The organism is Microcoleus sp. Pol12B3 (assembly GCF_036701355.1).
Classification (GTDB): Bacteria; Cyanobacteriota; Cyanobacteriia; order Cyanobacteriales; family Microcoleaceae; genus Microcoleus.
The window spans coordinates 14,268-40,669 of record NZ_JAUBQS010000057.1; the positions used below are offsets into that span (position 1 = coordinate 14,268).

General features: G+C 45.4%; 24 protein-coding genes and 1 CRISPR repeat array. Of the genes, 7 read left to right on the forward strand and 17 right to left on the reverse strand.

Going from position 1 to position 26,402, the window contains the following annotated elements; translation table 11 throughout:
- Nucleotides 1-121 precede the first annotated feature (121 nt).
- Nucleotides 122-1,114, reverse strand: coding sequence for an iron ABC transporter permease (locus QUA53_RS22860; RefSeq protein WP_333099941.1), 993 nt, complete (start codon nucleotides 1,112-1,114; stop codon nucleotides 122-124).
- Between the two features lie 306 nt (nucleotides 1,115-1,420).
- Nucleotides 1,421-1,714 (reverse strand): hypothetical protein, encoded by a 294-nt coding sequence (locus tag QUA53_RS22865; RefSeq protein ID WP_333099943.1) that lies wholly within the window; start codon nucleotides 1,712-1,714, stop codon nucleotides 1,421-1,423.
- 155 nt (nucleotides 1,715-1,869) lie between these two features.
- On the opposite strand from QUA53_RS22865, the gene QUA53_RS22870 reads away from it, so the two are divergent.
- The 3 genes from QUA53_RS22870 to QUA53_RS22880 are packed head-to-tail and all read left to right on the forward strand — an operon-like array spanning nucleotide 1,870 to nucleotide 4,246.
- A complete protein-coding gene (locus QUA53_RS22870) occupies nucleotides 1,870-2,316 on the forward strand; it encodes a SufE family protein (protein WP_333099944.1) in 447 nt (148 codons plus the stop codon).
- Between the two features lie 14 nt (nucleotides 2,317-2,330).
- Nucleotides 2,331-3,245 (forward strand): alpha/beta hydrolase, encoded by a 915-nt coding sequence (locus tag QUA53_RS22875; protein WP_333099945.1) that lies wholly within the window; start codon nucleotides 2,331-2,333, stop codon nucleotides 3,243-3,245.
- A 44-nt stretch (nucleotides 3,246-3,289) separates the two neighbouring features.
- Nucleotides 3,290-4,246: a DUF6282 family protein gene (locus tag QUA53_RS22880; protein ID WP_333099946.1), complete on the forward strand. Its 957-nt coding sequence runs from the start codon at nucleotides 3,290-3,292 to the stop codon at nucleotides 4,244-4,246.
- 150 nt (nucleotides 4,247-4,396) lie between these two features.
- On the opposite strand, the gene QUA53_RS22885 is transcribed toward QUA53_RS22880, so the two are convergent.
- From QUA53_RS22885 to QUA53_RS22900, 4 genes are all read right to left on the reverse strand, one after another.
- Entirely contained in the window at nucleotides 4,397-7,252 is a 2,856-nt protein-coding gene (locus QUA53_RS22885; RefSeq protein ID WP_333099947.1) for a right-handed parallel beta-helix repeat-containing protein, read from the reverse strand.
- Between the two features lie 203 nt (nucleotides 7,253-7,455).
- Nucleotides 7,456-8,631: an ATP-grasp domain-containing protein gene (locus tag QUA53_RS22890; protein WP_333099948.1), complete on the reverse strand. Its 1,176-nt coding sequence runs from the start codon at nucleotides 8,629-8,631 to the stop codon at nucleotides 7,456-7,458.
- Nucleotides 8,632-8,653: 22 nt separating this feature from the next.
- On the reverse strand, nucleotides 8,654-9,715 hold the full coding sequence (locus QUA53_RS22895; RefSeq protein WP_333099949.1) for a DMT family transporter: 1,062 nt from the start codon (nucleotides 9,713-9,715) through the stop codon (nucleotides 8,654-8,656).
- Nucleotides 9,716-9,857: 142 nt separating this feature from the next.
- Nucleotides 9,858-10,358, reverse strand: coding sequence for a thioesterase family protein (locus QUA53_RS22900; protein ID WP_333099950.1), 501 nt, complete (start codon nucleotides 10,356-10,358; stop codon nucleotides 9,858-9,860).
- 141 nt (nucleotides 10,359-10,499) lie between these two features.
- Here QUA53_RS22900 and QUA53_RS22905 point away from each other — a divergent pair, with 141 nt between their 5' ends.
- Nucleotides 10,500-11,351 (forward strand): universal stress protein, encoded by an 852-nt coding sequence (locus QUA53_RS22905; RefSeq protein ID WP_333099951.1) that lies wholly within the window; start codon nucleotides 10,500-10,502, stop codon nucleotides 11,349-11,351.
- 120 nt (nucleotides 11,352-11,471) lie between these two features.
- Here the strand turns inward: QUA53_RS22905 and psbM are convergent, their stop codons facing one another.
- The 10 genes from psbM to QUA53_RS22955 all read right to left on the reverse strand — a co-directional run bounded on the left by psbM (nucleotide 11,472) and on the right by QUA53_RS22955 (nucleotide 21,057).
- Entirely contained in the window at nucleotides 11,472-11,585 is a 114-nt protein-coding gene (gene psbM, locus QUA53_RS22910; RefSeq protein ID WP_015177760.1) for a photosystem II reaction center protein PsbM, read from the reverse strand.
- A 295-nt stretch (nucleotides 11,586-11,880) separates the two neighbouring features.
- Nucleotides 11,881-12,177 carry a 2Fe-2S iron-sulfur cluster-binding protein gene (locus QUA53_RS22915; RefSeq protein ID WP_333099952.1) on the reverse strand — a complete coding sequence of 99 codons (297 nt, stop codon included), beginning with the start codon at nucleotides 12,175-12,177 and terminating at the stop codon, nucleotides 11,881-11,883.
- Nucleotides 12,178-12,295: 118 nt separating this feature from the next.
- Entirely contained in the window at nucleotides 12,296-14,191 is a 1,896-nt protein-coding gene (locus QUA53_RS22920; protein ID WP_333099953.1) for a TolC family protein, read from the reverse strand.
- A 141-nt stretch (nucleotides 14,192-14,332) separates the two neighbouring features.
- The gene (locus QUA53_RS22925) at nucleotides 14,333-15,718 is read right to left on the reverse strand and encodes a TIGR03279 family radical SAM protein (protein WP_333099955.1); all 1,386 of its coding nucleotides are present in this window, start codon (nucleotides 15,716-15,718) and stop codon (nucleotides 14,333-14,335) included.
- Nucleotides 15,719-15,790: 72 nt separating this feature from the next.
- Complete coding sequence (locus tag QUA53_RS22930; RefSeq protein ID WP_333099956.1) at nucleotides 15,791-16,558, reverse strand: methyltransferase domain-containing protein; 768 nt, start codon at nucleotides 16,556-16,558, stop codon at nucleotides 15,791-15,793.
- A gap of 218 nt (nucleotides 16,559-16,776) precedes the next feature.
- Complete coding sequence (locus QUA53_RS22935; RefSeq protein WP_333099957.1) at nucleotides 16,777-19,335, reverse strand: sigma 54-interacting transcriptional regulator; 2,559 nt, start codon at nucleotides 19,333-19,335, stop codon at nucleotides 16,777-16,779.
- Between the two features lie 161 nt (nucleotides 19,336-19,496).
- Nucleotides 19,497-20,144, reverse strand: coding sequence for a GNAT family protein (locus QUA53_RS22940; protein WP_333099958.1), 648 nt, complete (start codon nucleotides 20,142-20,144; stop codon nucleotides 19,497-19,499).
- An 86-nt stretch (nucleotides 20,145-20,230) separates the two neighbouring features.
- Nucleotides 20,231-20,422, reverse strand: coding sequence for a hypothetical protein (locus QUA53_RS22945; RefSeq protein WP_333099960.1), 192 nt, complete (start codon nucleotides 20,420-20,422; stop codon nucleotides 20,231-20,233).
- A 185-nt stretch (nucleotides 20,423-20,607) separates the two neighbouring features.
- Nucleotides 20,608-20,850, reverse strand: a complete 243-nt coding sequence (locus tag QUA53_RS22950; protein ID WP_333099961.1) for a hypothetical protein — start codon at nucleotides 20,848-20,850, stop codon at nucleotides 20,608-20,610.
- Nucleotides 20,851-20,871: 21 nt separating this feature from the next.
- Entirely contained in the window at nucleotides 20,872-21,057 is a 186-nt protein-coding gene (locus QUA53_RS22955) for a hypothetical protein (RefSeq protein ID WP_333099962.1), read from the reverse strand.
- Nucleotides 21,058-21,281: 224 nt separating this feature from the next.
- On the opposite strand from QUA53_RS22955, the gene QUA53_RS22960 reads away from it, so the two are divergent.
- On the forward strand, nucleotides 21,282-21,605 hold the full coding sequence (locus QUA53_RS22960) for a hypothetical protein (protein ID WP_333099964.1): 324 nt from the start codon (nucleotides 21,282-21,284) through the stop codon (nucleotides 21,603-21,605).
- Nucleotides 21,606-21,639: 34 nt separating this feature from the next.
- On the opposite strand, the gene QUA53_RS22965 is transcribed toward QUA53_RS22960, so the two are convergent.
- The gene (locus QUA53_RS22965; RefSeq protein WP_333099965.1) at nucleotides 21,640-22,542 is read right to left on the reverse strand and encodes an undecaprenyl-diphosphate phosphatase; all 903 of its coding nucleotides are present in this window, start codon (nucleotides 22,540-22,542) and stop codon (nucleotides 21,640-21,642) included.
- A 321-nt stretch (nucleotides 22,543-22,863) separates the two neighbouring features.
- On the opposite strand from QUA53_RS22965, the gene QUA53_RS22970 reads away from it, so the two are divergent.
- Together QUA53_RS22970 and QUA53_RS22975 are read left to right on the forward strand one after the other, a co-directional pair.
- Nucleotides 22,864-23,475: a thylakoid membrane photosystem I accumulation factor gene (locus QUA53_RS22970; protein ID WP_333074377.1), complete on the forward strand. Its 612-nt coding sequence runs from the start codon at nucleotides 22,864-22,866 to the stop codon at nucleotides 23,473-23,475.
- Nucleotides 23,476-23,581: 106 nt separating this feature from the next.
- The gene (locus QUA53_RS22975) at nucleotides 23,582-24,511 is read left to right on the forward strand and encodes a S1 family peptidase (protein ID WP_333099966.1); all 930 of its coding nucleotides are present in this window, start codon (nucleotides 23,582-23,584) and stop codon (nucleotides 24,509-24,511) included.
- Nucleotides 24,512-24,747: 236 nt separating this feature from the next.
- Nucleotides 24,748-26,304: a CRISPR direct-repeat array (repeat unit 37 nt; unit sequence GTTTCAATCCCTGATAGGGTTTTAGGCATTTTCCGGC).
- The last annotated feature ends 98 nt before the right edge of the window (nucleotides 26,305-26,402 follow it).

The window sequence follows — 26,402 nt, forward strand, 5'->3', positions numbered from 1 at the left end:
TTGTTATGGGTTATTGGTTATGGATAATCGGTAATTAATTTTGCGTCTTCCTTCTTCCTGACATCCGTTACATCCCGTACATTGCTAGTTGCCGAACTTCCTTCTTCCTTCTTCCTTCTTCTTAATAACTAGAACGCCGATAGAGCAGCCAGACAAACAGCGGAGAACCCAACAAAGCCGTCACCGTACCCACAGGCAATTCTACCGCACCCAAACGAGCCAAAAAATCAGCAAAAGCCAACACCCAAGCACCGCCGATCGCACTCAGCGGCAATACAAACCGATAATCATTACCCACCAACAAACGCACCCCGTGAGGCACAACCAATCCCACAAAACCAATCAATCCGCCGATGCTGACAGCACTCGCAGCTAGCAAAGTAGCAACACCCCCAATCAACAAGCGCGATCGTACCAGCGAAACCCCCAAACCAACAGCTAAATCGTCGCCCAAAGCCAGCAAATTTATCGAGCGCCCTAAAAAACATCCTAACAGCAAAGCAGTCAAAATATAAGGTGAAGCAACCTGCAAATCCGACCAACCGCGACCGTTCAAACTACCGATTAACCAATTCAAAGCAGCTTGCAAACGGCTGTCTTCAGCTAACAGCAGCAGTGTAGTTTGTATTGCCCCGAACAGAGAACTCACAGCCACACCGGCTAAAACCAAACGTTCAACAGAAATGCCAGTTTTAGTTTTTCCCAAAAAGTAGACCAGCATCGAAGTTAAAATAGCACCTATCCAAGCCGCCAAAGGCACCCAAGTTTGAAATATTCCCAAAGTCAGCATGGTAATCGCAACCAACCCCGCACCAGCCGAAATTCCTAATACAAAAGGATCTGCTAAACCGTTGCGGAGCAAACCTTGCAGCAACGCCCCCGACATTCCTAAAGCCGCACCAACCGTCAGCGCTGCCACAACTCTGGGCAAACGCAATTCCCATAAAATAGTCTGATTGGCAGCATCACCTCGGTGCAGAAATGCTTGCCACAATTGATCGGCACTCATGGATACCGCACCAAAAGAAAGCGAAAGGGCGATGGTGAACAGCAAACCCAATCCTAAGAAGATGACTGCCGGAAAAATGCGATGTTGTAGCCAGAGTTTTTTCACAATATATTATACCGCTTTGTTTTTCGATAAAATCGTCTTTTTGCCGAGTTATTTCTGTGCGATGGCCCAAACTACCAAGGGAAAATCTGGCTCGTTTGCGAGCCAATGAATGGAGGGATTGTAAAGCTCCCACCTGGCAAAGTTTGCCACCACACAAGCTCGGTTTCCCCAGGCTCCTGTTTGAATGCTTTCTAAATTAAAACCGCATTCAGCAAGCAAGTATTTGATGCCAGTTTCTGTCCAGCGAGAGCAATCTGTAGGACAATCGTGAATGCGAATCAAAAAGGGTGTGGTTATTAAAAAATATCACTTGCTGTTGAGCATTCTATATATATTTTTTCCGCGGTAAGGCCAAAGTAAATGTTCAAATATCTGCTCGGCAATTATTAAATCAAATGTTTCATCAAGGCAAGACTCGCAAATATCAAAATCGGGATACTTAAGTGATTTATAGCTTTTGAAAGACTCCCAATTACCCCAACTATTGCCGGATATTTCTAATACATTCAAGCCCTCTGGCTGCAAGCTTTTAACTATTCTGCGCGTTTCGCGGTTCATTACGACTCGACACCAATCTTCATTAACAGCACTAAATACCATATTTCCTCTGTTTTGAATGCTCTAACTCGTTAACTACAATAACAATAACCGATTCACCTGAATACGGCTTCAGTGGGAGCAGATGAGCAGGCGATCGCACCCGCCGGCAAAATTAAATGTATAATATTAACGAAGTAAACCGCTACGAGTGAATCATGTCCGCAAACACCGCGCTACCCGCAGCCCTAGCTAAAATCGTCCAGCGCTTTCAGCGACACTCCGATCCAAAACAGCGCTACGAACAACTGCTGTGGTATGCCAAGCGACTCCCAGCATTTCCCGAAAGCGACAAACTGCCGGAAAACAAAGTTTCTGGCTGCGTGTCGCAAGTTTATATTACTGCAAATTTGGCAGACGGAAAAGTATTGTATCAAGGCGATTCAGACGCTCAGTTAGTCAAAGGATTAGTTGGCTTGCTGGTGGAAGGTTTGAGCGGATTAACGCCTGCTGAAATTGTCACCATTACCCCAGATTTTATTCAAGACACCGGATTGAATGTGAGTCTGACACCTTCCCGCGCTAACGGATTTTACAACATCTTTCAAATGATGAAAAATAAGGCACTTGCTTGTGAATTGAACAAGCAAGCCGAAGCAAATTAAAAGAATAAACAGTTATGACTCAAACTACAAATTTAACAAAATCCGGTTCTGGCAACTATCCCGCCGCAGTTCAAGAATATCTCTGGAATTGGAAAGAAACGCAAATCAAAGTTATTTATGAAACCAGAGGACAGGGAAATCCTGTATTGCTGCTGCCTGCTTTCAGTACAGTTTCCACGCGAGAAGAAATGCGTCCTTTAGCAGAATTGTTAGCTTCTAACTTTCAAGTGGTGAGCTTAGATTGGCCTGGTTTTGGCGAATCGGATCGCCCGCGAACCGACTATCAACCGCAATTGTACCATCAATTTCTGAAAGATTTTGTTGAGTCAGTTTTTAATAGCCCGGTTGCTGTAGTTGCAGCAGGTCACGCTGCGGGTTATGTGATGCAATTAGTGCAATCAAAGCCTAATGTTTGGTCAAAGATTGTGTTAGCTGCGCCGACTTGGCGCGGGCCTTTGCCGACGATGAGCAAACAGCAAAGCGGGTGGCATAGAATTGTGAGAGAATTAGTACGATCGCCCTTACTGGGACAATTCCTATACAAACTAAACACTGCGCCGTCTTTCCTGAGTTTGATGTATCGGCGTCACGTCTATGTGGATGCTGCAAAAGTCACGCCCGACTTCATTCAAAATAAGTGGAAAATCACGCAAAAACCCGGTGCTCGCTACGGTCCCGCTGCCTTTGTGACTGGTGGTTTAGATCCGGCTAAAGTGCGATCGGAATTTACAGATAATTTTCAACAATTAGCAGTGCCGGTGATGGTTGTAATTGCTGAGAATGCGCCGCCAAAATCAAAGGCTGAAATGGAAGCATTAACGGAATTACCGGGTGTTGAATCGCGAGTTATTCCCGGTTCTTTGGGTATGCACGAAGAGAATGCAGAAGCTTTAGCAAATGCGGTTAAATCTTTTATTTTAGAGAATTAAGAGAAAATGAACTGCAGAGGGCGCAGAGAACGCAGAGGGGATGAATGCAAGCTGTTTTTTTTACGTTAGTTTGGATGGTTTGCTATTGGTTTTGTCTGCCAGTTTATGCTGTCAGAGATTCGCCGATGGTCAATTTGCCAAAGAGTACGATCGAAGGTGCGATCGACTTTCACATTCATTCTTCTCCTGATGTGATTCCCCGCAGGTTGGATGATTTTGAAGTAGCGAAATTAGCTGCTAGGGCGAAGATGAAAGCTGTGGTATTGAAAAATCATTATGCCAGCACAGCAGCGCGGGCAGTTTTGGTTAATAAAATAGTACCAGAAATCGAAGTTTTCGGAGGAGTTGTTCTCAATCATGCTGTCGGTGGCATTAATCCCGACGCTGTAGACGCAATGCACCGCGTCGGGGGCAAATACGGTAAAGTAGTGTGGCTGCCAACAGTTGATGCTGAGCATCACTTCCAGGTTTTTCACAAATCGGGAATGGGGATTAAAGTTGCGGAAAATGGCAAGGTTCTACCGGAAACAGCAGCGGTGTTGAAGATGGTAGCCAAAGATAATTTGGTATTGGAAACTGGTCATATTTCCTCAGAAGAAGTGATGGCAGTTGTAGCTGAAGCCAACCTGCTCAACATTAAGAACATCCTGATTACCCACGCAATGGCAGATGTACCCGGTTTGTCCCTAGAAAATATGCAAACAGCCGCCCAGATGGGAGCTTTTCTAGAACTCGCATTTGTCAACGATTTGATGGGAGACAATGCCGCTGATGACGGTCACAAAAACTGGCATCAAGTTTCTATTAGTAAGATGGCAGCAGCGATTAAACTAATCGGAGCAGAGCATTTTGTTCTCAGCACGGATTTAGGAAGGAAACCCGATCCTTTGCCTGCGGAAGGTTACAAATTATTTGTGGAAAAATTGATAGGTGAAGGCATTTCTCCGCACGAAATTGATTTAATGATGAAACACAATCCAGCTCGATTGTTAGGCATTTAGAATTGGTAATTGGTAATTGGTAATTGGTAATCGGGGATTTGGAATCGCTAATTAGGAATTCTCTTCCCTTTTTTCTCTTCCTTGTTCCTTCTTCCTGACATCCGTTACATCTTGTACAGTGCTCGTTGCCGAACTTCCCTCTTCCTTCTTCTATTCTTGATTTCCTTTGCCGCGCAGGTATCCGTTATCTGCAATGCGCCAAGCACCTCCAGGATTGCCCGTTAAATCACTATCTTCCACGGTAGCAATGCCATCTCTGTAAATGCCGATCGCCTCACCTTCATTACCATTAATCCGACACCGGCGCACGATCAATTTTCCTCCCAATCCGACACCTATTCCCAAACTGCCGTTGTCAAAAATACTGCAATCTTCCACCGTTGCTTTCGCATTATCCGATATAAAAATTCCGTTCCATACCCCATCATGAATTTGACTGCGGCGGAGAATAGAATTTGCATCAGGGCCGCAAATTCCCACCACAGAATAGTCCGCAGAAGTGAGATCGCTGTCTTCTATGATTAACTCGCCTTTGCGAATATCTACAGCGTAATATTTCCCTGTCGCGCTCAGGGTTAACCCCCGCACTAAAGCACGGTCAGTTGCCATTTTAATGCAGTTTGAGTTGATACTTTCAACCACAATGCGAGCGACCTCTCCGCTGCCGATAATTTCTACCGATTTGTCGAGAATTAAACTTTCGCGGTAAACGCCTGGATGCACGTCAATGCGCGTGCCCGGTGCTGCATTTTTCAGCGCTTCGCTAATAGTAGTATAATCGCCTTGACCCTGCTGAGAAACAACAAATTTTTTACTGTTCAAAACTTTGGGATTAGAAGTAGATGCTTCAATTTGCTTTGATTCCGAGTCAAAATGCTCAGATTGTCGATCGCCCTCTTCGGAAAGTTGCGATGTTAGCAGCAAGCGTTCTTGATAAACTGTCTCTAGTTGGTGTTCTAACTCGGATACTTGAGATTGAAGTTGAGCTTGATTGTGGTTGGCTCTCTCGATTTGACTTTGAGTTTCCGAGAGTTGAGAATAAAGGCGCGATCGTTCTCTGTTAGCAGTTTCTAGCTGAGATTCCAATGCCGAGCGACTTTGACGCACACTTTCTAACTGATTTTCTAATTCGGATACTTGAGATTGAAGTTGAGTTTGATTTTGATTAGCTGTTTCGATTTGACTTTGCAATTGCGAGATTTGAGAAGTGAGCTGAGATTCCAATTCAGAGCGGCTTTGACGCACACTCTCTAACTGATGTTCTAACTCGGAGATTTGAGATTGAAGTTGATTTTGATTCTGATTGGCCGTCTCGATTTGAGCGGGGAATTCCGAGAGTTGAGAATAAAGGTGCGATCGTTCTGTGTTAGCTGTTTCTAGCTGAACTTCTAATTCAGAGCGAGTTTGATACACACTATTTAGGTGATGTTCTAGCTCGGATACTTGAGATTGAAGTTGAGCTTGATTGTGGTTGGCTGTCTCGATTTGACTTTGCAATTCCGAGATTTGAGAAGTTAGCTGAGATTCCAATTCAGAGCGACTTTGACGCACAGTTTCTAACTGTTCTTCTAGCTCGGATACTTGAGATTGAAGTTGAGTTTGATTCTGATTGGCTGTCTCGGTTTGACTTTGCAATTGCGAGATTTGAGAAGTGAGTTGAGATTCCAATTCAGAGCGATTTTGACGCACACTTTCTAAGTGGTGCTCTAACTCCGAGATTTGAGATTGAAGTTGATTTTGATTCTGGTTGGCTGTCTCGGCTTGACTTTGAATTTCCGAGAGTTGAGAATAAAGTTGCGAGCGTTCTGTGTTAGCTGTTTCTAGCTGAGATTCTAATTCAGAGCGAGTTTGACGCAGGCTATCTAGCTGAGCTTCTAAGTGGGATACTTGAGATTGAAGTTGAGTTTGGCTCTGGTTGGCTGTCTCGATTTGACTTTGGGATTCCGACAATTGAGAATAAAGGTGCGATCGTTCGGTGTTAGCAGTTTCTAATTGAGCTTGCAATTCTGATAACTGAGACTGGAGTTGCGAGCTATCTCCCTCCTTGCGATGTATCTGAGACTCCAATTCTGACAACTTAGCCAGCAGTCTCTCTCGCTCTAAAACAACCATTTCGGATTGAATTTGTACTTCCTGAACTTGAGAGTTTAACTGCGTTTTATCCAAATTAGCAGCTTCTAACTGTCTTTGCAGTTCTAATAATTCAAATGGAGGTTGCTGTGCTTGTTCGCGAGCGGTTTGCAATTGAGAGTTGAGTATTTCGCGTTCTTGCTCTGCACTCTCCAATTGAGCTTGTAGCTCTGACAATTCCAAAGTAAATTGCGATCGCTCTGCTTCGACTAATTGCAGTTGAGTTTGCAAACCCGACAGTTGAGACTGAAGTTGCTCCCGCTCTTCAGTGGAGCGATCGAACTTAATTTGAATTTCCGACAACTGGTACTGTACCTGCAATCGGCTTTGGCTAGCCGTTTCCAACTGAGTCTCAAATTCAGACAGCAGAGCCTGAAATTGAGAACGTTCTGCATCAACCGCCTCTAACTCTGCTTGCTTTTCCAGCAATTGAGCGTTAAGCTGCGATCGCTCCTGCTCCGCAACTTCTAACCGATCTTTAAGTTCTGCCACTTCTGCTAACTGCGACTCAGCTTGTTGAGCATTTTCTAGCTGAAACTGCAAATCAGCAATCAGAGCATCAATTTGCGATCGATCTTGGGCAATTCCTGCCAAAAAATCTTCCATTTCCGACACTTGATTTTTTAAAATATCTTGCTCGCGAGTCACAGCCTCAAACCGACTTTGCAACTGGGATAATTCAGAATTTAACTTATTTTCATTATGAACCTTTTGCCGCAATTCCGAATTTCGGGCATCCAACTGAGCCGCCAAATTCGATATAGCCTCCTGCGAACCCTTCATCCGCACCAAATTGCGTGAATTTCGCTTATTCAAAATTAGCCAGCAGACTAATGCCCCGCCTCCAAATCCTATAAATAAAAGTAATGCTTGCATTTGTTTTATCTAATTAATATAAATTGAGTGACTTTGATGCTGACAGAAAATGCTGACAGAAAAATGGACATCTACAAATCGCTATCTTACTCAAAGCTATCACAACTTGCCAACCTGTGTTCACTTTGCTCAACAATTTATATTTCTTTACAAAGCCCTTTTGTTTATAGGTAAGGTGCGCCCAGCGCAACCTGCCAGTCCGATTAATGAAGCAAATCCACAATATGAGGAATAATTTGGATATGCTGAGTCAACAAATAATCCAACCTATCCGCCAGTAAACTAAAAATTAAATCGTTATAACTCATCCCGTATTCCGCCAAACCTAAAGCTACCAAACTCGTCACATTTTCCCCTGGGTGTTTCAGATCCGGTTTGGGATTTGCTTCCAAAACATAAAGCGAGCCATCAGCATCACTTCGGACATCGATCCGCACCAAACTGTTCAAACTAAACTCCCAATAAATTTTTCGAGCTAACTCAATTAACTCTTGTTTTAGTTCAGGTTCGTCACCGCCCATCAACCGTCCTCGGTCGGCCGTAATCGCCTTTTGATCCATAGAAGTAAATATGCGTTCTTCCGGCTCCAGCACCCGCTCTACAGTCGAAAAAGCAAAAGGTTTGGTATTTTTATAAAATCTGCCTTTAGCATAAGTAACATAGCCGCAGACCGCTACACAAAATTCTCGTCCCGGCAAATACTTTTCAATTAAAGCAGTATTGTGAGTGTCTCGGTGAACTTCCGAAACCGCCTGAGACAAACCCTCAATCTTGTCTACAAAATGAACGTGCAGCGAAGCGCGACCGGAGACTGGTTTAACAACAAACGGTCCTTGATAGTCACCAAAAGCAATGGCAAAACGCTGATGCAAATTAGGCTGCAAGATCCCTTGAGAAGGATGCCAAGTCATAAATGGAGCAGTTTTAATTCCGACTGATTGCAGTTCCCGCTTAAAAGCGTGTTTGTTATCTAAAGTTGAACTATTTAAAGGATTGTGACCGACATAAGGCATTCCCAACATTTCCAACAATGCGGGAGTGTGACAAACAGGATTGTAGCCCTGGACTCCGCCAGTATTCAGCCACACTAAATGGATATTGTTTTGTTTGAGTTGTTGCGGCAAATTCATGTCGTCAGGAATGACAAAAACTTGCTGAAATCCAATCTCTGCTAAGGCTTTCGCAATCTCGCGGGCGACGATTTCGTAACTTTTCCAAGCGCGGGGATTGTGAGTTTTGTAAATCACAGAACCAGGGCGGTCGCAGTCGCCACCGAACACCACAGCAATCCGCAATTTAGCAAAGAGTACCTCCAAATATTGAGGCAGCAAAGTAAAGTCATAATGCCAGCGATTCCGGCTAATCGATCTTGGAATCATTTAAGTATTTTTCCTTTTTGTTTCATTTTTTAGCGACCGAACTGCTAGATTTTCCCAAATATATTCCAGCCAAAACCACAGAAAAAGCAAACCAATTAAACAAGCTCAAACTTTCCGAAAACAGCACCCAAGCCATAATAGCCGTAATTACGGGTTCTAGCAGCAGGAAAAAAGCTACAAATTCCGAGGACAAACGACCTAGACTGTGGATAAGCAGTCCCTGACCGAAAGCTTGGCAAATCACCGCCAAAGCAATTACAGTCAGCCATCCCTGCCAAGAATAAGGGAAAACTCGATCGCCCGCAAGCACAACGAGTGGCAAAAACAATATACTGCCAATGAAACATCGCCACATCAATATAGTTGTTGCCGGAAACTTGGTTCGCAAATGTTCTGAAATGAGCAGATTTCCTGCATAAAACATCGCCGATAAAAGAGCAGCAATGTCGCCGGCAAGATTGTCTCCCGCAGTTTGCAAATCGTCCATGCCGATCGCAATTGCGCCGGACAACGCCACCGCCAGTCCCACCAAAAATCGGCTGTCAAAGCGCCGCCCCAACAGCAGCCATCCCCCCAAAGTAGTAAATAAAGGAGTTAAGTTTCGCAGTACAGTAGAATTAGCGACATTAGTCTGACTCAGTGACCAGGCCCAGAAACCCACAGAAGCAGAAGAAACCACGCCTACCGCTGTTAACAGCATCACATCCTGCAGAGTGTAGTTCGATCGCTCTTCAACTTGTGCCCCAGACATTCGGCGACGCGCAGCACCCGCAGCATTCCACACCCCAAATACTACAGTTGCTATCCACAAACGGTTAAAAACAGTAGCATTCGGGCTGATTTCCCGTTCGCTCAACCTAATAAAAATCGCAGCCAGCGACACCGCTAGCAGCGCCGCCGACAGCGATGCGATCGCCCAAATTTTCCCTTGACTCTCAGCTAATTCACCGTTCTTTAAACTGTCTGGCTTTCCAGAAACAAGAGTTTTGTCTTCAGTTGTTAAGGCAGAGTTTAACTCTGTTTTTTCCAAAATATTGCGCTGAAGTTCAATATTTGGCTCTGGCAATCCCAGTTTTTTTGACATTATTAAAAGTTCCCATGAAGGCAGAAGGCAGTTGTGTAGGGTGCGTGACCAAATAAAATTTGGGCGACGAATGGAGTGACTCAAAAGTCACGCACTCTACTTACTAGGGCTGCACTAACTATTTTTTATAGTTAACAGCAGCTTAGGTTGAAGGTTTAACAGAAAGCCTTGTCAAAGCCTCTTTTAGTGCCGGTGGCAATTGCCGGATAATCTTGTTCTTGTCGCGATCGACACCAACCAAAGTTACCTGTGCTGTCACATATAACTCCTGAGTATCAGCCGATCGAATTTCGTAATCCCAAAGCAGCCGCACACCCTCGGTAGCAGCGATCCGCGTTCTGACTGCTACAGATTGACCCATTTGTACAGCCCGGTGGTAGCGCAGCGAAAGTTCCACCACGGGCAATTCCAAACCCTGCGCCACCCAGTCTGCATACTCGATGCCGAGAGAGCGCAAACTTTCCACCCTAGCTTCCTCCATCCAAGCAATATAAGTGCCGTGCCAAACCACACCGCTGTAGTCAGTATGGTGAGGATACACTCGCACCAAGTATTCAAACCAGCCCTCAGAGTCAATCCCGCGCCGATTTTGAATAGCACCAGCCGGTGCGAGTTCTGGTTGAGTTCGATCGTTCTCTAACACTTTACAAATCGTTCCAAAACGCTACATTTCTACAAATCATAAGACAAACTTCAGGCTTATGCTTGACAGTAAGAAACTAGAGTACCAACGCCCTAGTTTAACGTCGCACAAGAAAACTCAACTGTTTTTACCGCCAAAACCATGATAGAAAAAATTTTAGTAGCCGTAGCCGGTCGCGGCTTGTGCGAAGAGATGTTTAATATGTTGATGGACATCCCTTCCTTGCAACAAACCTCTGTCACCGTCTTGCACGTCGTGCCGCCGCAAGTAACCTCCGATGGCATGGCCGAGAAGTTGGAAGAAGGAGGCAAGATTTTAGCACAAGCAGTCCAGTCTTTGAAAATAGATCCCAGCAAAGTCAACCCGCGGCTCAAACAGGGAGACCCGAAAACCACCGTTTGCCAAGTCGCAGAAGAAGAACAATCCGACTTAGTAATTATGGGTTCCCGGGGACTCGGACGGCTGCAATCGATTTTGGAAAACTCAGTAAGCCAGTACGTTTTCCAGCTAACATCCCGACCGATGCTGTTAGTCAAAGACGACATTTACGTCAAAAAAATCAAGCGCGTCATGGTAGCGGTAGACAAATCAGAAGCTGCCAAACAGTCATTGCAGCTTGCGCTATCTTTGGTCAAAGAAGTCAGCGGCGGAGAGATAATTTTAGTACACGTCACCAAAGATTTGACGGGAAAAACCAGCGAAGATTTAACAGCAAGTGCTGAAAAAGACCCTGTATTAGCTCCGGCAGTAGCGCTAACCAAACAAATGGGAGTTAGCTACCGCTGCGTGAGTGCTACAGGCAAGCCAGGGGAAGAAATTTGTCGGATTGCAGACGACTTGAATGCCGACTTGTTGGTAATCGGTTCCCCGGATCGGCGACCCAGCGTTGCCAAAAACTTTGTGGATATCGATCGACTCCTAGGAAATTCGCTATCAGACTACGTGCGAGTTTATGCCAACTGTCCGGTCTTGCTAGCCCGCACAGTCGGCTAGGATCTTATTGTTAAGAGTTAGCAGCTAAAACTCAACAGTTAACAAAAAAGCGCCTCAGCAAAAAGCTGTTGGCGCTTTTTTTTGCAAGCAGCTTGCGCCTGACAGAAATAGCAGCAGTTGCTAATCTTTTCTACCTTGACGGCTAGCTGTTTGAATGTACAGAATGATTAGAAAAACACTGGGAACCAATACAAACAGAATGGTTGCCACAAACCCTAAATCGTTAACTTCCATGAAGACGCTCGCCTCTATCGGAAAATAGAAAAACACACACAACTAGGATATCACTCAAAGGCAAAAGGCAAACTCGAAGACAGAAGAAGAGCTTACCGACAAGCGTCGAAACCCTCTTTCTGGCTGGATGCCTTGCTGCCCAATCTCTTATTTGTCCTAGAAACCAAGTTTCTTTTCCTAGATCGGCAAAATGCGTGATTATACAGTGAAATAGGAAAAAAAAACAAAATTATTGCATTCTGCATTTTTCTTTCCTTCTCTATCTCTAGCATCTCTAGCCTTCTGCCCTCTGAAGTCACGGTTTAGTCTTGACGCTGACCTCGCCATTAACCGTAGCTTGACAAGCCAACCGATAGTTTTCGGGCTTTTTCTTGAGCTTGCGGTTCTCAAAGTCAGTGCGGGGCGACAGATTTTCACTGCCCTCTACAATTTCCACAATGCAGGTGCCGCATTGACCGTAGCCCCCGCAATTCATCATCTTTCCCGAAAATGTGTACAAATCGATGCGGTTTTCTAGAGCTTTGAGCCTCAAATTGGCTCCGTCTGCTGCGATGACTTCCTGATTTTCCTTCACAAACTTGATATTGGCCATTGCCGATCCCTTAACGCAGTTGACATGGAACTCTATTACAAAATATTAACTAATGTGTCGGACGTTTAATACAGGATGTCCAATTGATCTGGTAATTAAAGCTCGCCCCAACTCAATCTCAAGGAGCATCCGAAAGGTTATTAGTCGGAAGATTGCTCACAGCGCGCTGGAGAGACGAAAGACCCAGGTTATAGGTGACAATGGCCGACAATCGGTTTCTCTCAGCCCTAGTCAAATCAGTTTCCGCCTGAATCACATCCGTCTGAGTACCCACACCAGCTTGAAAGCGCAGTCTGGCCAAACGCAGAGCTTCCCTCGACTGCAAAACCCCTGCCTCTGAAGTTTCGATATTCTCAAAACTCGATTCCAAGCCAAAATAAGCTTGTTCCACTTCCCGGCGCACTTGGTTGCGGAGTTGGTCAAATCGACTTTCGGCGATCGTAATATCAGCATCCCGCTGTCTCACCCTCGCGTTCGCCGCGCCCCCGTCGAAGATACTCCAAGTCAGACTCGCCCGGATCGAATAACCATCGGCCCAGCCGCGAGCAGTATACGGATCGGGGTTATCAGGGTCTTGTCCCAGCACGTTGTAACTACCCCCAACACTCAGTTGAGGCAAACGCCCCGCCTGAATCGATCGCCTCTGCTGCTTGCTGATATCCCTCTGCACCAACTGCTGTTCCAACTCGGGGCGATTCTTAAAAGCCTGCACGATACTCTCTTCCAAAGACAGCCTCCAAGACCCCGCTTGCTCTACCGGGTCCGCCGCTGTCAAGTTCGCCGACTGGCTGACATTCAAAATTTCAGCCAGACGCCGCTGGGCAACTCGCTGATCGCGACGGGCTACTGACAGTTGTTGCACTTCGTTAGCCAAATTTGCCTGAGCCTGCAACACAGCAAACCGGGTTCCGACCCCTGCCCGTTCCAGGGCTTCGGCATCCCGCAAACTTTGCTGGGCATTTCTCACCGAAGCTTGGCGGATGGCAACTTGCCCGTCCGCGTTTTGCAAGTTGTAGTAAGCCTCAGCAGTGTCAAAGCGGAGTTCCTCGGCTTGGCGTTCCACATCCAGTTCCCGAAGGCGCAACTGTTCCTCTGCAGCGCGGATGTTAGCGCGCCGTCTTCCGAACAAATCTACGTCATAGCTCAACTGCAAAGTGCTATTAAGACTGTTGCTGCCGAAATTTGTGCCGGCTTGCTCGGCGGGCTGCCCGGTTCGGTTAGCCAGAGCGTTGAGGCGACGCTGCCCAGCCCGGATTCCGAGTTCTCCGCCGGCACTCACAGAACGGCTGGCGTCCATTTGAAAATTCAGGTCTGGATAAAGAGCAGCTTGCTGTTCGCGCAAAGCTGCTCTGCTTTGTTCCACTTGCTGTCCGGCGATTTGCAAAACTTGGCTGTTGCGGCGGGCGAGGTCGATCGCCTGCTGCAAGGTAATTGACTCAGTTTGCTCGATCCTGACATCCTCCGGGCTTGTCGGAAACAGCAGTGGATTAGGGTTGGGTTCCAGGGAAGCCGGAGGCTTGGTGTCTAGGATGCCCCTCGGAGGCACAGGGGGGAAACTTTCGTTGGGAGTGCCCCGGAGAATAGGTACCGGGGAATTGGGCACAGGAATATTGTTGGGAGGGTTCGGAGAAGACTGCTGAGCGTCTTTCGGTTCCAACCCTCTTAGAAGTGTCGAACCGCCCTGAGACAGAGTAGATGGGGAAGCCTGAGCAGCCTGTTGAGGCTTTGATGCTTGCTCGGGCCCGGTTGGGGGAGTTGATGCGATCTTGGCTCCCCCTGGCTGCTGAGACTTTGAGGTTTGAGGGTTAAGGGCGATCGACTCTTGGGCCTCTGATGCTGATTCTGCCGCTGTGTTCGAGGTCGATCGAACATTCTGTCCTAATTCGAGCTGATTGCTAAGGGCCAAACTGTCCTGAGATTGAGCCGGAGGCTGTGCTGAAGCACTCTGTGCGGCGTTGCTGAAAGTAATTGCAGCGCCTACTCCGACTACGATGATTTGACGAAAAACACGCATAATTTTTTAATTACTCTGCAATCCTAGAGACAATTTTAGAGGAAGATTGAGGTCTCAAGTTTCTAGTCTGTAGCCTGAACTCGACGGTTACAAGTCACAATTACCATACTCATCTTAACTTTTGAATGTTCGATTCAAAATTTAGAATTTAACTTCAGCATTTGCCAGACCGATCGCCGCCGAGATTAGTTCCTCTACTCCGCTCACCGGCAAAATCCGGGTTTTCAGCGAGCTGGCGAGCTGTTCTAGGGTCATGTCGTCTAGAAAACGCGGTTCCCCCTGTTTTAGCATCACCGACGGCAGCAGGATACCATCTCCCAAGTCTCGCCCCTGCAAAGCTTCGAGTAAATCTTGCCCGGTGAGCAAACCCGTAACAGTGATAGTTTGTCCCCAGTAGTGGCTGCACAGTGCTGCCATGTTGACGGACAAGCCGGGAATTTGGTTTAGTTGTTGTACGATCGGCTCAAAAGCTTTTTCGACAGCATTCCCCACCACCCAAACTAACTTTCGCGCAGGCTCGACTTGCATCGGTTGTAGCTTCTCAAAAGCCGTTTCAAACTGCTGGATAAACTGGCGGATAGAACCGACACCGTTACCGATTTGTGGATAATCTTCGTAATCTGCAGCCGACGGCAAATCTAAACCAGCTATTAAAAACCACTCGTCAGCCAGCCAAATGCACCGCGATTTTGAATTATGCTTTTTAGGTTTTCCGCCACCTTTTCCTTGACTCAAAAGCACTTGAATTTTCTGTACTTGTTCGATTACTTCTCGCGCTTTTTCCGCAGTTACTGCGATTAATTCATCTTCTGGAGGGCGAAAGCGAGTTAAACCCACTGGCACGACAGCCACCGATGCTACAGCAGGAATATTTCCGGTATGAAACTTTGCCAAATCTAACAAAGTGCGTTCTAAATGTTCGCCATCATTAATACCGGGACAAACAACTACTTGAGCGTGAATTTGCAAGCGGCGTTCTTGAAACCATTTGATTTGTTCGAGAATCTTCCCAGCGCGGAGATTTTTTAACAGCCTAATTCGCACTTCCGGTTCCGTAGCGTGCACGGAAACATAGAGAGGAGAAAGCCGCATTTGTTCGATTCTGTCCCACTCTTTTTGAGTCAGATTTGTCAGAGTGAGATAGCTACCGTAAAGGAAGCTGAGGCGGTAGTCATCATCTTTAAGATACAGAGTTTCCCGCTTCCCCGGAGGCTGTTGGTCGATAAAGCAAAAAGGGCAGCGATTGTTGCACTGAATTAGTCCATCAAATAGGGCGGTTTCAAATTCCACTCCCAAGTCTTCGTCATAATCTTTTTCTATTTCTAACTTATGGGTTTTGCCTTTACTGTCTAATACTTCTAATTCTAGAAATTCATCGGCGCACAGAAATTGATAGTCAATTAAATCGCGGGGTTTTTGACCGTTGACGGCGACGATTGAGTCTCCTGGTTCAAATCCCATTTCAGCGCAGATGCTGTCGGGGATGACTTTGGTGATTAGGGCGGGTCTGGTTGATAAATCGCTCATATTTATTAGTTATTTGTTATTAGTTTTTGTTATTTATGGGACTCTGTTACACTTGTTTTGAGTTTATAAAACTTAGGCTATTTTATCGCCAACGATGACAGCGATTGGAACCGCATAATAAATCTCCTCGCCTTGGAAATGCGCGCCAATTCCGAGACTGTCAACACCAATATCCTCTCTAAAAATTTCTCTAATTTTCTGGTCATCGCCGGGGTTGGGAAAAGAAGCAGCTAACTGTTGTTCTAGCCCAAGTTCTACCTTGTAAAAAGCCAATTTAACATTTTGAAGATTGGCATCTGCGACTAGTTTTGGAAACTCTTCCAGAGTCAAGGCGCGAGTATGAGAGGGATCGCGCAACTTCTCAATCCGGTCATAAGCATTCACTTTATCCGCTGGCAAAGCAACATCAGCAATCAGGATTCGACCACCTGGACGACATACGCGAACCATCTCTGATAGAACAACATCTGGCTGCAAAAAATGATGGAAAGCGTAACGACTCAGAACAATAGAAAAAGTAGCATCGGGAAATGGTAGTGTTTCAATATCTCCTTGTTGCCAGGACAGATTAATCAAGTTTTTCTGTTGCGCCAGAATCTGGGCTTGTTCGAGCATCGCTGGTGTGATATCAATACCCGTAACGTGACTGGCAACTTCCGCAAAAGCACAGCTAACAATACCTGAACCGCAAGCAACATCTAGAACAGTGTCTTTGTCAGATACACTCGCCATTTCTCTCAGCAGGTACAGAGACTCTTGATTTGTGTGAGCGTACAATTTAGAGAATGGAATTGCTTGACGAGTGAACTGGTCGATGATGGATTCCTGATGTGCGGTCATAGTTTAGGATGTGGCTAGCGGAGAATGTTTACAGTTTAACTTGTCTAGGCTGAATTTGGCGATCGGGCAATTTGGCCTTTGTTTTCACCAGGGACTCATTTCCTCTGGCACTTTTTTAATGGTGTTTTGCTGTACCTGTCAGCAAGAAGCCTGCTCTTAAATTGGTCAGAGCCAGTAAAAAATTAAAACTCAAAGTAATGTATCGCGCATACTCCCTCTCAGGTTCCTACGATCGCATACCACAAACTCACCATCAGGCACAAACTCGCTAAATGCTGTGGAATCAAAGATTTAATCGAGCGCTTGGCAATTTTTTGAGTCACAAATATTGTGACTAATAATGATACAATCAAAGTTAAACCTTGCAAGAAGCTAATCACCGCCGGATCGCCGATAAAAATCGGCAAATCATCTCTAATTTGTCCGAAAGTGGCAAAAGTTACGGGAATCACTCGACCGCCTTCCTGCAAACCCAATCGCCAATAGTGAGCCAAACTACCGCCCCAGACTAAGGGTAAATAACCGTAGGCGAGAGAGACAAATGAGAGGGGTTTGTAGGCTGTAAATGGCATGGTTTCTGCTTGTCCCAATCGATAAATTGCCTGCATGATTGCGTAGGCAATTAGGGGAATCATCGGCGGAATCATTAACACTGCGATCGAGAGTCCTAAATGAGGTAAAAACTGGTCTAAATTAATGCCTAGCCCTAATAAATCATTTATCTCCGGCAAGCGATGCAGATAAATACCGCCTAATAATAGAAATAACAGGGCAACTTCATAACTGTGAGGAACGTGGGTAGTCCATAATTCGATGCCGGGAGGGCGCAGATTTAATTCTACCGATCGATGCGGACAGGCTTTCAAGCAAGTCATGCACAACACGCAATCTTTATTATCGGTTAATTGGGCGGGATGGGAATAAATCGGACAGCCATTAGTAGTTAATCCTTCCCCCAAGCCGGGGCCGCCTTTGTAACATTGGTAGGTGCTGCATTCCGCCGCGCAGGTTCCTTGTTGGGCGCGCAGTTCGATAATTGAGAGTTTAGCAAATAATCCATTCATTCCCCCAATCGGGCATAAGTAACGACACCAAAATCGCCTCTCGAAGATTAGGGAAAAAATTACCGCTCCGGCGGTGATGAGCAACAACAAACAACTGGACAAATAAGCCGTATTTTCTAAATCCCACAACTCTTCCCACAGAAATATTAGGGTAAATAGTCCAAAGAGAAACCAACCGCCCCATTTTTCGGCTTGTTGGCGCGGCCATTTATTGAGAGTTCGAGGAAAAATTTTCAGAGATAGTTTTTGGACGATTTCCCCATAAATCATAAAAGGGCAAAAAGCACACCACAATCGCCCGATGATGGGGAATAATAATAAAATTAACGGCCACCACCACGCCCAAAAGATATTTAGCGCAAAATTATGTTGTCGATCTTGGGGAGCAACAAACAGGATAATTACCACCAATGCAAACACCCAGGTGGTAAACCAATAATTCACGCGATCGGGATACCAATCGCTCCGTAAAAATTGCCGAAATTTTGGATAAATATTTAATAAATTCAGCCGAAACTTTTGTTTCTTTGCTGCCTGGGCCCAAAACACTTCTTCCGTTAATACCTGACTCCCCTGTGCTTGAACTAAAGCGCGCTCGACCATTCCCTGCAATTCCTGCAAATTCCCTGGAAAATCGTAGGCTTGTAAGCGGCGAATTGCTTCCGGTGTAACTTGGGGCTTGACTAATTTCTTTTTGCGACAAATGAGGTTGAGATAATAGTTAACCTGTGCTTCTAAATCTGATTTTCGCACCCGCAATGATGGAACTTTAATCTTGTGTTGTGTCAGCTTATCGAGCTTGGGCTGCACAATTTCTGAGATTAAAATTATCCGGGCCTTACTAAAACGCGGTGGTCGCGGTATTTGTCCTTCCTTGACAACTGGCGTATAGGTTCCCTCGGTTAATAATTGCTGAATTTGGGGGCATAATTGAGCGGGTAATTCTTGCACGTCATTTAAAATTAACGTCCCTTCTCCTAACCATTCCAACAGCCCCGGTTTGCCGCCCAACCGCCCGAATAATTCCGCTCCATTGCTCTGAAGTAAAGCACTTTTAATCTGAATAATTGGCTCGTTGCGGCGATGGGAACCGAAATGAATTAAAGCAGCTAAATTATCCTTTTCTAAACCTGGTTCGCCAGAGATTAATACCGATCGGCTGTCACTCGATGCCGTGCGAATTTGTTGGCGCAATTTCACTGCATAACGACTATTGCCAATGACTCCCCGTCTCGCCCTAGGTACTAGATAGCTGCGGAGGGCATTTTGACGCTCTCGTTCGTAGGCAATTTCTGCTTCTAGCTGCTCTAATTTCGCCGCCAAACGTTGAGCGTAGGCTTCGGCGATCCGTGGATATCTTTCTAGCAAACCACGCCAGCGATCGGCACTAATTACCCAAAATTGACATTCTGTCCGAGTTATAATTCGACTATCTGCAGGTTGCGATCGCTGGAGGGCCGATAAATTCACGATCGCCCCCGGCAACAAACTACTGGCCCACATTAATCCCGGTTGTTTGCGGCGGTAGCGATCGGCTTGTCCCCGTTCTAAAATATAGAGATTAGTGACAGGCGTATCTTCAATTACCACTCGAAATCCGGCGGGAAAAGTTGCCATTTCCATTTCACCCGCGATCGCCTGTAAAATCTCGCGGGATAATATGCCTAATTCCGTCCTCTCTTCGAGCCAGTTAACTAATGTTTCGGTAGACATCGCTTAGCGTCGGCGAAAGCCGAATCGTGATAGTGGGTGTAGCATATAACAGATTCCAAGTTTATGAAGCACACTCCACAAACCCGGTTTCTTTGTACCAATAGCTGAAAACTGCTATATATTATAGTGCCAGAACTCCTCATCATAATTCTAAGTTAACTTCAGCCATTGTTGAGTTCCATCAACGAGAGTTTGTCGTTTGAGTAAAGCCACTTTTCAAAATTCACTTTACAGCGTCCCCACTCCTTGTCTGTCATTGCAAACCAATCAGTATCCCTATTTCTGCCACGAACAATCATATGTTGTCGGAAACGCCCTTCATAGAGAAATCCCATTCTGGCGGCCGTAGTTCGGCTAGCATGATTAAGTGCATCGCATTTCCACTCAACTCTACGGTATGAATGGCCGTCAAAAAGATGCTGAAGTAATAAAAACTGTGACTCTGTATTAACTTTACTTTTATGTACAGCAGGGCTAAACCACACATGACCGATTTCTGCTCGACTGTGATTGGGGACGATCGCTAGTAATGCGACAATTCCCACTTGAGTATTACTGGAGTTTTCAAAGACTGTCCAAGTCAAAGGATCGGACTTACCAATCATTTCTCTTTCCATCCAGTATTGCATGGCAGAGGGACTTTCAAACGGACCATAGAACAGATAATTCCACACAGCTTGCTTTTCAGGAGTGCCATGCGAGATCGAATAGAGTTCACCTACATCTCTTGTTGCAACGAGGGGCTTCAGCGTGACAAATTGACCCTTGAGTTGGATATATTCTGGTGGTTGCCAATTCTGTTGCTGCATAATTTTTTATCGTCGAGCTACATCATTTCTTAGCAAGAATTTACTGCTCGATTATAGATTACAATGAAACTGTCTAACGGCAAAGGTTAGTAGCTGCAGATAACCTTTGCATGACTTCCGCAAGTAGAATTAATTTTCAAACTGCCAGTAGACAGGTTGCCACTCAAATCCACCCCTATCGCGCGCGGAAATGTCGGATACCCAAAATGATAGGCAAATATTAACGTGCGATCGCTGGCAATTTTTTCCTGTACAGCTTGGCGGGTAGTTGCAGCCATCTCTCGATCGGCATCACAACTTAGCTTCTAGTGTGGCTTCCATAAATTAATCGTATTAATGTGAACCGTAACTGAGTCATTAAGTTGATTATATCAGTTCACCATCTTTAATTTTGGTCTCATTTTCAATATACTCAAAAAATTGCGAAATCTGTTCAGTATACCTGATGTGAGCAACACTTTTGCTACTTCGCGCCCGATCGATATATTCGCGATATCATGGGAGTCAAATATTTGTGAGACAACCAAAGCACGCAGTAACCGATCGTCGAACCCTTGAATATTGGACTATTTTCTGGCCAGCCTTCGGGCGAATTAAAGTAACCCGAGATAATTCGTTTAGTCATCAACCAGAAATGCACGTATAGCGGTAGATCTACATAAACCAGAGTATCCGCCTCATCAAGTCGCAGCCAGACGGTTTCCATGCAGCCAAACCCGTCAATAATCTATCTGTCAGTCTGCAAAATTTCCTGATGGGCGTGCTTGTAGTCTTCCTGTGACACCTCAACGCCGCCCGATCGATATTTAATCTTGTCCAAGACGTAAAGCGGCAACCCAGTGATGTCCGATAATCTCTTGCTGAGAGTTGATTTACCGCCTCCAGCGTTGCCAAATACTGCTACTTTTTTCACAGCCACTCTCCTTTTAGCGTTACCGAAATTAATAGCATACAAGCCCCATTCTTAGCTTGACGGCTTTTCTATACTACAATAATTACTTCCGTTGACAGTTGACAGTTGATAGCGACCTGTACCTGGAAGGAAGAGGATTGGAGTAATGAATAGTTTTATTTTAATTTCTCCCGATCGCGGAGAGGCTTTAAACCAATTCTTTCTGGTAATTTTTTTCCACGTCAATGATAGTTTTAGAGTTTAAGGCTAAGGCAAAAACAACTCTATACGCTGCAGACGAAGCGATTAAAACCGCTCAGTTTGTCCGCCACAAATGTGTCCGTTTTTGGATGGGCAACCGAGGTGTGGAACAAAAAAATATGTATCGTCACAATACAGCGTTGAAAGCCGAATATCCTTTTGTCAAAGCCTTAAACTCTCATGCTTCTCAAGTGGCAGATCTGAGGGCATATATAGGGCAAAAAAGTGTGAGTAAGGTGCTAGGGCGAGCGATTGCTTTCTTACTTATTACCGATTACCCATTACCGGACATACTTCACTGCCCTTGAGAAGGGCGATAATTAGGTTCAAGTTAGTCGTGTTTTAGATATTTCTCAGCCCCCCACCTGCGATCGCTGTTAAAATGGCCACACCAAATGCCAGCCGATACCACACAAACACCCAGGTGTTTTGAGTTTGCAGGAACTTGAGCAGCCACGCGATCGACAAATAAGAAAACACAAATGCCGAAATTGTTCCCACTATCAAAGCTGCAACTCCAGCATCGCTGATTCCTTCTCCTAAAGCACCCTTCAATTCCACTAATCCAGCCAGAGTAATTGCGGGAATTCCCAATAAAAAAGAAAATCGCGCGGCGGCGGATCTTTCCAATCCCATGAACAATCCTGCTGTGAGAGTGGAACCCGATCGCGAACACCCCGGAATCAAAGCTATTGCTTGAGCTAATCCCATAAAAATGCCGTCTAAGACAGTTAACTTTTCATAAGTGCGATTGCGCTTGCCAGTTTTTTCTGCTATTGCTAACAGCAGCGACATGACGATCGAAGCAATGGCGATGCTGGCCAAACTCCTGAGCGGCGAGTGATCGAAATCTGGAAGCAATGCCTTGATTAGCAGCCCAAAAAAGAGTATGGGTATTGTTCCCAAAACAATTCCCAGGGCTATTTGAAACTCTTGGGATTTGTAGTCCCGCTGCATCACGGCATCTACAGCACCCAAAGTTATAGTTGTCAAGTCTTTCCAGAAATACCAAAGCACTGCCACAATGCTGCCCAACTGAATTACAGCAGTATAAGCAACCCCCGGATCGCCCCATCCTAGGGCGATCGGCACTACCTTTAAATGAGCGGTGCTGCTGATGGGCAAAAACTCGGTTAATCCTTGTACAATTCCTAAAACAATCGCTTGCAACAGATTGATTTGAGCGGGCCCGGAAACATCAGCAGCGGGCGTTTGGGCGAGGAGTGTATCAAGCAAAGCTATCATTAGTGATAAGTTCCCAGTTGTCAGTTTCTAATTATCAATTGGATTTAACATCTTGCATCATTCTCAGAAGCTAGAAGCTCAGCGTGCAACAAATAAATTTTATTGTGGCGCAGACACTTTCAGCCCACTCCTGAAAAGCCGATCGCAAATAGTTTTCTTGGATCAGTAGAATCACCGTGTCGAGCGCTACAACAAGCAAATTATCATACTCTATCCGAAACTACGTTAACCTACTCAGGAACATTTGCATACAGTTGCTGATACAATTAGGAAAGTTTTTGCATTTGATTTCGCTTTCCTTACAGCAACTGCCAACAACCTATGATATTTCCTGAGAACAAAAATTCACTTGTTACTCCTGCTTCTGGCCTGGGCTTGCTGAAGCGAATCTTGTCAGCCTGTCTTTTAACAGTGGCGATCGCACTTAGCTTGATACTGCTAACCGGCACGCCACCAGCCTTCGCAACTCTCACAGACGATCGCTTCGACGGCACTATTTATGCCCTCTACGCCGGTAACGGTTCCCTAGTTCCTCCTAAAGTCAAGCTTGCAGATTCTTTCAAACGCCATAAACCCGTATTATTAGTGTTTTACACTGACGACAGCAGCGACTCCAAGCAATATGCGATCGTCGTCTCTCAACTTCAGGAATTTTACGGTCGCGAAGCCGATTTTATGCCGATAACAGTTGACTCTTTGCCTCCCCAACCGTCACCGGAACTCACCGAACCGAGCCATTATTACGAAGGTTTCGTACCTCAAACTCTCATCCTCGACCAATCGGGAAAAGTAGTTTTTAATGAGAAAGGACAAATACCTTTTGAACAGGTGGATGATGCTTTTCGGAAAGTATTTGATTTGCTGCCCCGTGAAAAATCAATCCCGCTAAAACGCCGCGTTGTCAACGAACTTAATGTCGAATTATCGAAGTAAAATGTTGCAATAAGTAAGCTAATTCTAACAAACGAAATAGTCGCGAGACCCGACTTATTGAACAAGTCAGGTCTCGATTAGCTCTCCAACCAATTCACTATCAAAAATGAAGTCAGGAATCAAAATATTATTAATCGCGGTTGTGACGGTATTTTTAGTTTTAGAAACTGCCGGAGTTGGGCGATCGATAATTAGCGCTTTTCCTGACAGCAGTTCCCGCAAACCTTTAGCTTTAAATCAATATACAGGCGTCGCCTATCTCGATTCGGCTTCCTGTACTGGTTCGCTGCTAACAGGAGGGTTTTACGTTCTCACGGCGGCCCACTGTCTGAATGAAGGCGGAGTTAAGGTTCCTGCTGAAACGGCAATTAAAGCAATTTTTAAATTGCCTAGGGGTGAAGTTAGCATCCCCGTTAGCAAATATTATATCCATCCGGACTGGACTGGTTACGAATCGGAAGTTGGCAACGATATTGCTATTTTAAAGCTGAAAAGGATGGCGCCGCCAAGGATAGAACAGTACGAGATAAATAGAAACAAAAATGAAGTGGGTAAAGTATTGACAAAAGTTGGATACGGGTATATAGGTTTAGGTGCAAAGGGACAAGATGAAAATTCTAATTCTGAGGCGAAAAGATATAGCGGACAGAATCGCTATGATGCTTTAATTGATGTTTTGAAAGATGCTACAGAATCAGATATGTCGGAATTGGTTTTGGGAAGTCAATTAATCTTTGATTTTGACGCGGGAACTAGCGAACATGATGCTTTGGGGAGGCATTTTCCGAGGTTGCGCGATCGCGGTTTGGGGACAAATGAGATAGCTACGGCTAGCGGAGATTCCGGCGGGCCTTCGTTTGTTGACGGGAAGATTGCGGGGATTAGTTCTTGGGGTTATAGCGATCGAGGATTTTTCAAAACAAACATCAGCGATATTGATAAAATTGACGATAATGGCAGTTTTGGGGAAATTTCCGGCGACACGCGGGTATCATTTTATGCAAGTTGGATCGATCGGGTGACAAAAAATCCTTGATAGGGTTTGGGGTTAATTGTGGCTGAGTTTTGAGGATATTAAGAGGACTAGGCATCAAAATCAAAGAAGGCGGGTTTTTTGCTGTTTGTGGGGGTTCGGAAGTATGCTCGCAAAACAACCGGCTTTCTGAGCGCGATCGTTGATCTTCCCATCCCGCTTCTGTTTCAAGCCTTAAATAGGGATTTAGGCATTTTCCGGCCAATTGAATCCCGAAGTGGTGACAACTACAAGCATGGGTTTCAATCCCTGATAGGGTTTTAGGCATTTTCCGGCCTTCCTCTGTTTTAGCGTAGCCGTCTATAAATTCGTTTCAATCCCTGATAGGGTTTTAGGCATTTTCCGGCTCAACTCAATTTCGTCCTCATCCGCCTGTTTTTTGGCGTTTCAATCCCTGATAGGGTTTTAGGCATTTTCCGGCCCACCCCCCAGTTGCGCGGCTTCTTCAAAAAAGCCCTCGTTTCAATCCCTGATAGGGTTTTAGGCATTTTCCGGCGTAATTCCCATTAATCCTCCTTATCATATTTTTTGTTTCAATCCCTGATAGGGTTTTAGGCATTTTCCGGCAACTCGGCTAAGAACCATGTTAAGCACACGAAGCGTGTTTCAATCCCTGATAGGGTTTTAGGCATTTTCCGGCATATTATCAAAAGTATTACCTGTATTACTGATTCTCTGTTTCAATCCCTGATAGGGTTTTAGGCATTTTCCGGCTTTACCGGGTATCACTCATCCCGGTTGCAAGCGAGTTTCAATCCCTGATAGGGTTTTAGGCATTTTCCGGCGCTGCTCGTCTATCTCGGTTGTCTCCGTCTTTTGAAGCGTTTCAATCCCTGATAGGGTTTTAGGCATTTTCCGGCCAAATTGCAAGCTAATCTTATCGAGGATTTGAGGCGCGTTTCAATCCCTGATAGGGTTTTAGGCATTTTCCGGCCGAAGCCCCAAACCACAGGAGGCGCAAAGCACCAGTTTCAATCCCTGATAGGGTTTTAGGCATTTTCCGGCGCCTTTAGCATTGAGCTTAGAAATAGTTGTTTCTAGTTTCAATCCCTGATAGGGTTTTAGGCATTTTCCGGCTTTTCGGGGGAGGGCGAAGTGAAGGGCGATCGGGATGTTTCAATCCCTGATAGGGTTTTAGGCATTTTCCGGCACAAATTTGACACGTCGAACTGTTCCGTCATAAGGTTTCAATCCCTGATAGGGTTTTAGGCATTTTCCGGCGGTTTGCTATAATATGCCCTCTGTTGATGCTGGTTTCAATCCCTGATAGGGTTTTAGGCATTTTCCGGCGAAGGATTTTCTTCACCTTTAAGCTGTCCGCAATTGTTTCAATCCCTGATAGGGTTTTAGGCATTTTCCGGCCTAAAGGTTGTTTTTTGATTGGATATTCTTATGATGAGTTTCAATCCCTGATAGGGTTTTAGGCATTTTCCGGCTTCGCCGGAATTCCTATCAGTCTACCACCAAGCAGTTTCAATCCCTGATAGGGTTTTAGGCATTTTCCGGCAACTTGTTAACGCCGTAACCATTCTTGATATTGGTTTCAATCCCTGATAGGGTTTTAGGCATTTTCCGGCCTGAAATATCGGGCAAGCTACCCCAAGGAGATGTTTCAATCCCTGATAGGGTTTTAGGCATTTTCCGGCGGTGCTGCAACTGGGGCGACTACGGGAGCAGGTGGTTTAGTTTCAATCCCTGATAGGGTTTTAGGCATTTTCCGGCTCGCACTTCCGACTTTTCGCATTTTGGGGGCTGTTGTGTTTCAATCCCTGATAGGGTTTTAGGCATTTTCCGGCGGAAGTCCATAAATAGCGGTAAAACCCACATTCCGCAGATATTTAAGCAGAGAGAAAGGAAGATAGATTCGGCAACACAAAACCCCCAAACGATTGCT

Bases quoted from the DNA above. Each gene is read 5' to 3' on its own strand.
- QUA53_RS22975 (WP_333099966.1), top strand. From the start codon at position 23,582: ATGAAGTCAGGAATCAAAATATTATTAATCGCGGTTGTGACGGTATTT.
- QUA53_RS22890 (WP_333099948.1), bottom strand. From the start codon at position 8,631: ATGATTCCAAGATCGATTAGCCGGAATCGCTGGCATTATGACTTTACT.
- QUA53_RS22895 (WP_333099949.1), bottom strand. From the start codon at position 9,715: ATGTCAAAAAAACTGGGATTGCCAGAGCCAAATATTGAACTTCAGCGC.
- QUA53_RS22930 (WP_333099956.1), bottom strand. From the start codon at position 16,558: ATGACCGCACATCAGGAATCCATCATCGACCAGTTCACTCGTCAAGCA.
- QUA53_RS22915 (WP_333099952.1), bottom strand. From the start codon at position 12,177: ATGGCCAATATCAAGTTTGTGAAGGAAAATCAGGAAGTCATCGCAGCA.
- QUA53_RS22870 (WP_333099944.1), top strand. From the start codon at position 1,870: ATGTCCGCAAACACCGCGCTACCCGCAGCCCTAGCTAAAATCGTCCAG.
- QUA53_RS22920 (WP_333099953.1), bottom strand. From the start codon at position 14,191: ATGCGTGTTTTTCGTCAAATCATCGTAGTCGGAGTAGGCGCTGCAATT.
- QUA53_RS22905 (WP_333099951.1), top strand. From the start codon at position 10,500: ATGATAGAAAAAATTTTAGTAGCCGTAGCCGGTCGCGGCTTGTGCGAA.
- QUA53_RS22940 (WP_333099958.1), bottom strand. From the start codon at position 20,144: ATGCAGCAACAGAATTGGCAACCACCAGAATATATCCAACTCAAGGGT.
- QUA53_RS22925 (WP_333099955.1), bottom strand. From the start codon at position 15,718: ATGAGCGATTTATCAACCAGACCCGCCCTAATCACCAAAGTCATCCCC.
- QUA53_RS22880 (WP_333099946.1), top strand. From the start codon at position 3,290: ATGCAAGCTGTTTTTTTTACGTTAGTTTGGATGGTTTGCTATTGGTTT.
- QUA53_RS22885 (WP_333099947.1), bottom strand. From the start codon at position 7,252: ATGCAAGCATTACTTTTATTTATAGGATTTGGAGGCGGGGCATTAGTC.
- QUA53_RS22965 (WP_333099965.1), bottom strand. From the start codon at position 22,542: ATGATAGCTTTGCTTGATACACTCCTCGCCCAAACGCCCGCTGCTGAT.
- QUA53_RS22970 (WP_333074377.1), top strand. From the start codon at position 22,864: ATGATATTTCCTGAGAACAAAAATTCACTTGTTACTCCTGCTTCTGGC.
- QUA53_RS22960 (WP_333099964.1), top strand. From the start codon at position 21,282: ATGATAGTTTTAGAGTTTAAGGCTAAGGCAAAAACAACTCTATACGCT.
- psbM (WP_015177760.1), bottom strand. From the start codon at position 11,585: ATGGAAGTTAACGATTTAGGGTTTGTGGCAACCATTCTGTTTGTATTG.
- QUA53_RS22935 (WP_333099957.1), bottom strand. From the start codon at position 19,335: ATGTCTACCGAAACATTAGTTAACTGGCTCGAAGAGAGGACGGAATTA.
- QUA53_RS22945 (WP_333099960.1), bottom strand. From the start codon at position 20,422: ATGGCTGCAACTACCCGCCAAGCTGTACAGGAAAAAATTGCCAGCGAT.
- QUA53_RS22875 (WP_333099945.1), top strand. From the start codon at position 2,331: ATGACTCAAACTACAAATTTAACAAAATCCGGTTCTGGCAACTATCCC.
- QUA53_RS22865 (WP_333099943.1), bottom strand. From the start codon at position 1,714: ATGGTATTTAGTGCTGTTAATGAAGATTGGTGTCGAGTCGTAATGAAC.
- QUA53_RS22950 (WP_333099961.1), bottom strand. From the start codon at position 20,850: ATGGAAACCGTCTGGCTGCGACTTGATGAGGCGGATACTCTGGTTTAT.